Genomic DNA, 6,918 nt, shown 5'->3' with positions numbered 1-6,918 from the left:
CGCCGTGACCTCGGCCCCCCGCATCTTCGCGATCTGGATGGCAAACATGCCGGACCCACCGCCCGCGCCGTTGATCAGGACCCGCTGTCCGGATCGGATCCCGCCGCCCGCGCGCAGCCCCTGTATCGCGATGGTGGAAGCCTGGGGTACCGCGGCCACGTCATCGAACGTCAGTCCTTCCGGCTTCTTCATTAATTTGTCGGCCGGCACGCATGCGTACTCGGCGAATCCACCGAACGTGCCGAGGGCGTCGCCGAACACGTGATCGCCGACGGCAAACTTGCTGACTCCACTCCCCAAGGCCTCTATGGTCCCGGCAATGTCGGAACCCAGGATCTGCATGCGCGGCTTGAGGAGTCCAAAGAGGCGGACGTAGAAGGGGCTGCCCGTGAGACATTCCCAGTCGGAGAGGTTTAGCGAAACCGACTTTACCCGGAGAAGCACCTCGGCCTTTCCCGGAGTCGGGCGCTCGATTTCCTTTACGGAGAGTTCGTCCGTCGTGCCGTATCTGTCGTAAACGACTGCTTTCATGACCGTCCTCATGCTACCGGTCGAGACGGTTTGCGGGTTCCGCCGGGGTGGCTATCCGGCGTCTCGCAGGGCGTAGTCGAGGGCGGCCCGGACCGCCGCGATCTGCGCTTGGTTGCAAGTCTCCGGCGTCGCCTCGGCGCTATCCGGATAGACCTCGGTTGTGCTGGTGAATCGTGCCCCTGTAACGCTGGCGCAGAGGCCGAGATCCCGGAGCGGGTAGTTGATGACGCCCGCTTGTGTGACATCCGACCCGATGATCTGTCCATTTGCGTCGGCGGGAGCAATGTGTGTGACTTGCTGCACGCCCGCGATGATGGCCGCTTGAAAATCAGGTTGCGGATTGTCCGTGTCACCGACGGTGTAAAACCCATCGGGGATGTGGCCTGCCTCGAAAGGCTTCCCGTCTCGAGCGGCCAAGGCCGGACGGAATTCCTGTTCGTCACTATCGGTCGTCTCGTGCAAGTCGATGTGCACGAGGAATTCGGCCGAGTCGCTGGACAGAACCTCGACCAGTCCCATGAGTGCCGCGGACTCCTCAGCCGGACTGTCCGGAACGAACGAACGGTTGGGGTCGATAGCCAACGGGTTCCAGCGATGGATGACCACGTAGCCCCATGGACTAACGCAAGGCACGACCAGCAGGTTGAGGCGGTCGGCATAGGAGGGCGCGACGGTTTCGAGAAACGCGAGCGCCCCTTGAACGCCACTCGTTTCGTATCCGTGGACCCCGCCAGTCACGAGCGCCCACGGCCGCCCGTCCACAGGAGATCTGCCCATGACGGCAAACAATGGGTAGCGTTGCGGATCGATGCCGAGTGCACCGTATGTTTCGACATGGAAAGGAGCGCCGAGACGATCGAGCTTCTGGATCACCTCGTCCTTGTAACTGCGCTGGACTTCGCAGCGTTCGAACCAGGCGACCTTCTCAGTATCGGTCCAAGGCTCTCCCGGCGTGCCTATCGGGTAGTAACGTTGCATGGTTTGATCACCCAAGCTACCACGTGCCCCGGCCAGAGAAACAGGTGTCCATCCGGGTGTCCAAAACCCTAGAACCGTAGAGCACTCCTCGTTCGGCCCCATGGGACGGTATACTCGGACCATGAAGAAATCAGACGTACTTGCGTGGCTGAAAGACAATCAGGACGAGCGCGGGATTGCGCACTGGAAGACGCGTGAGAAGACTCCCGCAGGGATGAAAAGCTATGGCATTGGACTGGTGAAGCTTCGCAAGTTCGCCAAGTCGGTTGGGCGCGATGCGAAGTTAGCGGGACAGCTGTGGAAATCCAATGTCCACGAAATGAAGATCGTTTCCATGCTCGTCGACGATCCCAAGACGATGACGATGGACCAGGCGGAGACCCAGGTCGAACAACTCGATGGCGGCTACCTCGCCCATACCTTTTCCTCCTGCGACGCGACCCTGGCCAAGACCCCATTCGTGGTCGAACTCACTGACAAGTGGGTCAAGAGCAAGGACACGATTCGCCGCAGCTGCGGCTACGGACTGCTCTATGAAATCTCCAAGAACACCAAGAAGACTGCACCCGAGGAAGACTACTTTCTGGCGCACATCTCAGCCATAGAGAAGAAACATCCCAAGGCACCGGTGCCCGTGCTGATGTCGATGGCCGCCGCATTGATGGGGATTGGGAAGCGAACCAAGAAGCTCAACCGCGCCGCGCTCAAGGTCGCCAAACAGATCGGCCCGATCGATTTCGATCCCGACGGTAGCTGCGATCCGTTTGATGTGGTGAAGCACCTGACCGGGGACTACGTGAAGAAGAAGCTGGGACTGTAGTGTACGCAGACACTGATCCTCGGGTCTTATTGCACGGATGTGACAGCTGTGGAAGTGAATCCGAAGCTCCTCGGATTAGAGTCTCGGCTCCGGCACCATTTGAAATCAATCACTTTGCAAGCTGCGCACGGACACAGGAGCTGTTAAACCTTATCGAGCAACCCCTTGATCGCCTGCCGGGCATCGTCGACAACGACCTCGTGATCCGGCTGGCTCCACAGAACATCCCCGGCGCCATCACGCACGACGAGACCGTGGTTGCTGAAACCCAACTCCTTACAAATCGTCGCCGACTCTGGTGTCGTGGCATCCATGTTCTTCGCCACGACCTTGCCCTTGAATTCTTGCTCTAACCCGCTCACGGCGGGCTTGACCTTGTCACAGATCGGTCAGCCAGGCAGGTAGTAGTAAGTCACTTCCAGCTGCGCGGCCGCGGCATCGCCGCAGCCGGCAAGTGGAAGGGCGAGCAGCGCGAGCAACACGACAGCGTGCGTCATTGGCCTGGTCTTCATGGCAAGACTCCCTTGGGTGCGAACGTGCAGCCCCTATTGTACTCCGCACAGCCCCCTAGGACCTAATGGCGGACGGGTGGCGGCGCGGCCACGGATCCGCGGGTCTTGTTACACGGATGTGACAGCTTTCCGGGGCTGATTCCCGCACCATTGCCTCATGAAAACAGTATTCGGAGGACTCGACATGAAGACATCGCTCATCGCCTCTCTCGTCCTCGCGGCGCTCCTGGTCGCGACCGGAATGCTAACCGCCCAGGAGACCCCGCCCGTCGTCGCGGTCGAGACATTCGAAGGCGCGTTCGAGTGCGAAGGGGACGGCCTGATTAACGTCATCGCCGATCAGTGCATGCACGATGGTGGGGAATCGGCGAGCGGGGATTCCCTGGAGGTCTACTGCTACCACGGGACCGCGAGATTCTGCCTGTCGGGTGAGGAGTGTCCCTGGCGCGGGGAACCGGCCGGCGTGATCGATGAGACCTGCTCGCGGGCCGGGCTCGATGACGAGTGGATGGCGACGGCGCAGTGTGACGGCTGGAACGGCTACCACGATTTTGCCTGCAGCGAATCGGGACAGATCCGGCTGCAGAAAGAAGCCCGGGAGGCGACACCCTCGACCTGCGGCGCGCCCGACTGATTACTCTGCGCGGCTCAGTCGCAAGTACGCGATCGGGCCGGAGTCTTCCTTGAATTCTCCGGGTCGAGGTAGCCCGCTCTCCGGGGCCTTCACGACGAGGGTCCCCCCGTCGAAGCGAAAGATCCCCTTGCTGATTCTGCCCGGCTGGGGGAGGACCACGAAATCGATCTGCGCCGGTTGTTCGTCGGGCCTGATCACGATGAAGCGGTACGGTCTGGACGGCAGCGGCGCCGAGGAGACGGTCGTCGAGGAACCGGAGACCGAGCCCACGACCTGATCGCCGTGTCGCGATTCGCCCCTCGTTGTGTCGCATCCGGCGACACACCCGCCAAACCGCTCCGACGTAACGACTTCCCCGGCCGTGTCGAAGAGCGGAGGCACGCGGTGTCGTTTCCCGCGACACCGGCCGCAAATCGTCTGCCGGGAGCGATGACGAAAAAAACCTCGTCATCTTGGCAAAATCGGCGATTCCCGTGTCGTGGCACCTCCATTGCAAAGGAATACGTCGACGGGACCGAACCCTCCCGTCATCGGCATCACGAAGAGGTGGCCCATGCGAACCTTGACGAAGCAGAAACAAACCTCCCCGCTTCTTCTGGCGTCAGTCGCCGGCCTGGCGATCCTGCTGACGATCTCCGTCTCGCAGTCTAGTGAGATCCTGAGGATTGCCGAAGCCGATGCGTCCCTTGTCGTGGACGAGACAGTCAAGGCCCACGACGACATTCGTCTTGCGGTCGCCCTCGATCCCGCGCGTTCGACGCGGGTCGTCGTCGTCTACAGCGCAGAGAGTGGCGAGGCCGAACTCGGCCGGCTCGAGGCCCTCGGCGGAACCGACATCCAGCGGATGCCGCGGATCGACGGATACGCCGTGACGCTGTCCGCCGGTAATGCAGGCCTGTTGGCGCTCGACGGCGGTGTGCTCTGGGTCACACCGGACGCGGAGATACGGGCATCCCTCGATGTGGGCGTCCCGTCGGTCGGTGCACCGGGCTCCGCCCCAAAAAACGACACGCCGTACCGCGGTGCGGGTGTCGGCGTCGCCATCCTGGACACGGGTGTCAATCTCCATCAGGACCTGGCCGGGCGGATCGTCGCCTCCGTCGATCTGAGCGACTACGAGGGGTTCGACCCCCGCGAGGCCCCGATCGACGACATCACTCAGCAACTGGTCTCTGCCGGCTCCAACGACAGCCCCTATTCCGCGATGACCAGCATCTCTTCGGATGAAGGCGCCCAGGCGCAGTCGGCGTCAGTCATGCAGCAGACCTACAGCGCGTCTCAGGCCCCCGCCGATCCCGGTTTCGGTCCCGACGGATTCGGTCACGGAACCCACGTGGCCGGCATCGTGGCCGGCGACGGAAGCCGATCCGCCGGTCAGTTCACCGGAGTCGCACCGGAAGCCAACATCATCGACGTCAAGGTCCTCGACGACGAGGGACTGGGCACGGTCGCCAACGTCATCGCCGGCCTGGAATGGGTCATCGAACACAAGGAGGCCTTCAACATCCGCGTGGCCGTCTTGTCCCTCGGCAAGCCGATCTTCGAGAAGGCCGAACTCGACCCACTGGTCGCGGCCAGCGTTCGCGCGTGGGATGCGGGCATCGTGGTCGTGACCTCCGCAGGCAACTTCGGCAACAACGGCAACCTGACAATCACCAGCCCGGGCAACGCCCGGGAGATCGTGACGATCGGTTCGATGACCGATTGGAACACCCTTGCCCTGGGCGACGACAAGGTTTCGACCTACTCGTCTCGGGGCCCGTCGTTTCTCGATCATATCCTGAAGCCCGACGTCATCGCCCCAGGTAACCGCATCGTCTCTCTTAGGACACCCGGGTCGGGACTCGAAGCCTTGCTTCCCGATAACATCGTCTCGGCCCCCTCCGAGGGCGACTCCGGAGCCAGCTACTTCGAACTGTCGGGCACCAGCATGGCGACGCCGATGGCCGCCGGGCTGGCCGCCATCATGATCGGCAAGGATCCCTCCCTCACGCCGGCGTCGGTCAAGGCGCGGTTGATGACCACGGCCCGTCACCATGTCGATCGCAGCCCGTTTGCCCAGGGCTCGGGCTGTATCGTCCTGCAGGACGCGCTGGACTCGGACCTGAGAGTGGATCGTGCACCCTCGCCGATCGTCTTCCGCGACCCGCAGAAGCGCGGACGGTTCCACGTGCAAGATCTCGGCCCGCTGTGGAGCGACACGCTGCTGTGGAGCGACACGCTGCTGTGGAGCGACACGCTGTTGTGGAGCGACACGCTGTTGTGGAGCGACACGCTGTTGTGGAGCGACACGCTGCTGTGGTCCGACACGCTGTTGTGGAGCGACACGCTGCTGTGGTCCGACACCCTGCTGTGGTCCGACTGACTGACCCTTCTTTCCCCAGCCCCCTCTTGTCTCAGAGGAGCGTCTCTTCCCCCGGGAGGCGCTCCTCGCCCTTTCTTTCAACGACAGAAGACGTTACCGGCCGTCATGATTCCCCGAACTGTGCTCTCCTCCTGAGACCCCGGGTGCCCACCACACCCGAAGACCATGGCCTGACGCCGACCGGTTTCCTGTAGAATCACGCTCTCCAGGAGTGATCCATGACGGTTGAAGCTGGCCGGACCCTGTTGCACTACCGGATCGTCGACAAGCTCGGCGAGGGCGGCATGGGCGTCGTCTGGCGCGCCGTCGATACCACCCTCGATCGCGAGGTGGCGATCAAGGTGCTGCCTGCGGAAATGGCCACCCACCCGGACCGGTTGGCGCGCTTCGAGCGCGAGGCCAAGCTGCTTGCCTCTCTGAACCACCCGAACATCGCGGGGATCCACGGGATCCACGAGGTCGACGACACGCCGTTCCTGGCCATGGAGTTGGTCGAGGGTCAGGACTTGCAACAGCGTCTGGCGGGAAGCGCGCTGTCGCGCCGGCAGACGCTGGAGGTGGCGCTGCAGATCGCGCATGCCTTCGAGGCGGCGCATGAGTCCGGTGTTATCCACCGCGATCTCAAACCGGCCAACGTGAAACTGACCGACGACGGCGTGGTGAAGGTGCTGGACTTCGGTCTGGCCAAGGCGCTCCTGGATCCGTCGCAATCGGGCGCCAGTCCGTCGATGTCACCGACGTTGACCTCGGCGGGCACGGTGGCGGGGATGGTGCTCGGTACGGCGGCCTACATGAGTCCCGAGCAAGCCAAGGCCAAGGATGTCGATCGCCGGGCCGACATCTGGTCCTTCGGGGTCGTGCTGTTCGAGATGCTCAGCGGACGGCGACTGTTTCAGGGCGAGGGAATCTCCGAGACGCTCGCCGCCGTGATCATGAAGGAGGTCGAATGGGGCTCGCTGCCCGCGGATACGCCGCCCCGCATCCGGCGCCTCCTCGAGCGCTGCCTCGAGCGTGATCCGAACAAGCGGCTGCGGGACATCGGTGACGCGCGCATCGCGATCGAAGAGGTCGTGCAAGC

General features: G+C 63.0%; 9 protein-coding genes. 4 read left to right on the top strand and 5 right to left on the bottom strand.

Features of this window, described 5'->3' with window-relative positions; all coding sequences use genetic code 11:
* Both OES25_17230 and OES25_17225 read right to left on the bottom strand, forming a co-directional pair.
* Window positions 1-531: NAD(P)-dependent alcohol dehydrogenase (locus tag OES25_17230; GenBank protein ID MDH3629381.1), on the bottom strand; the 531-nt coding region annotated here is incomplete at its 3' end.
* Between the two features lie 51 nt (window positions 532-582).
* The gene (locus OES25_17225; GenBank protein ID MDH3629380.1) at window positions 583-1,509 is read right to left on the bottom strand and encodes a M14 family metallocarboxypeptidase; all 927 of its coding nucleotides are present in this window, start codon (window positions 1,507-1,509) and stop codon (window positions 583-585) included.
* Window positions 1,510-1,630: 121 nt separating this feature from the next.
* On the opposite strand from OES25_17225, the gene OES25_17220 reads away from it, so the two are divergent.
* Window positions 1,631-2,329, top strand: a complete 699-nt coding sequence (locus tag OES25_17220; protein MDH3629379.1) for a DNA alkylation repair protein — start codon at window positions 1,631-1,633, stop codon at window positions 2,327-2,329.
* Between the two features lie 143 nt (window positions 2,330-2,472).
* Here OES25_17220 and OES25_17215 read toward each other — a convergent pair whose 3' ends face one another.
* A complete protein-coding gene (locus OES25_17215; protein ID MDH3629378.1) occupies window positions 2,473-2,691 on the bottom strand; it encodes a hypothetical protein in 219 nt (72 codons plus the stop codon).
* 27 nt (window positions 2,692-2,718) lie between these two features.
* Window positions 2,719-2,841 (bottom strand): hypothetical protein, encoded by a 123-nt coding sequence (locus OES25_17210; GenBank protein ID MDH3629377.1) that lies wholly within the window; start codon window positions 2,839-2,841, stop codon window positions 2,719-2,721.
* 184 nt (window positions 2,842-3,025) lie between these two features.
* Between OES25_17210 and OES25_17205 the strand changes: the two genes are divergently transcribed.
* Window positions 3,026-3,475: a hypothetical protein gene (locus tag OES25_17205; GenBank protein MDH3629376.1), complete on the top strand. Its 450-nt coding sequence runs from the start codon at window positions 3,026-3,028 to the stop codon at window positions 3,473-3,475.
* On the opposite strand, the gene OES25_17200 is transcribed toward OES25_17205, so the two are convergent.
* Entirely contained in the window at window positions 3,476-3,856 is a 381-nt protein-coding gene (locus OES25_17200; GenBank protein MDH3629375.1) for a hypothetical protein, read from the bottom strand.
* A 172-nt stretch (window positions 3,857-4,028) separates the two neighbouring features.
* Here OES25_17200 and OES25_17195 point away from each other — a divergent pair, with 172 nt between their 5' ends.
* Both OES25_17195 and OES25_17190 read left to right on the top strand, forming a co-directional pair.
* Window positions 4,029-5,840 (top strand): S8 family peptidase, encoded by a 1,812-nt coding sequence (locus tag OES25_17195; GenBank protein ID MDH3629374.1) that lies wholly within the window; start codon window positions 4,029-4,031, stop codon window positions 5,838-5,840.
* A gap of 218 nt (window positions 5,841-6,058) precedes the next feature.
* The coding region (locus OES25_17190) for a serine/threonine protein kinase (GenBank protein ID MDH3629373.1) at window positions 6,059-6,918 on the top strand (860 nt) is incomplete at its 3' end.

This window comes from Acidobacteriota bacterium, from assembly GCA_029861955.1.
Taxonomy (GTDB): Bacteria; Acidobacteriota; Polarisedimenticolia; order Polarisedimenticolales; family Polarisedimenticolaceae; genus JAOTYK01.
The sequence above is the reverse complement of the archived record's forward strand: the minus strand, read 5'-3'. Positions and strand labels throughout refer to the sequence as shown.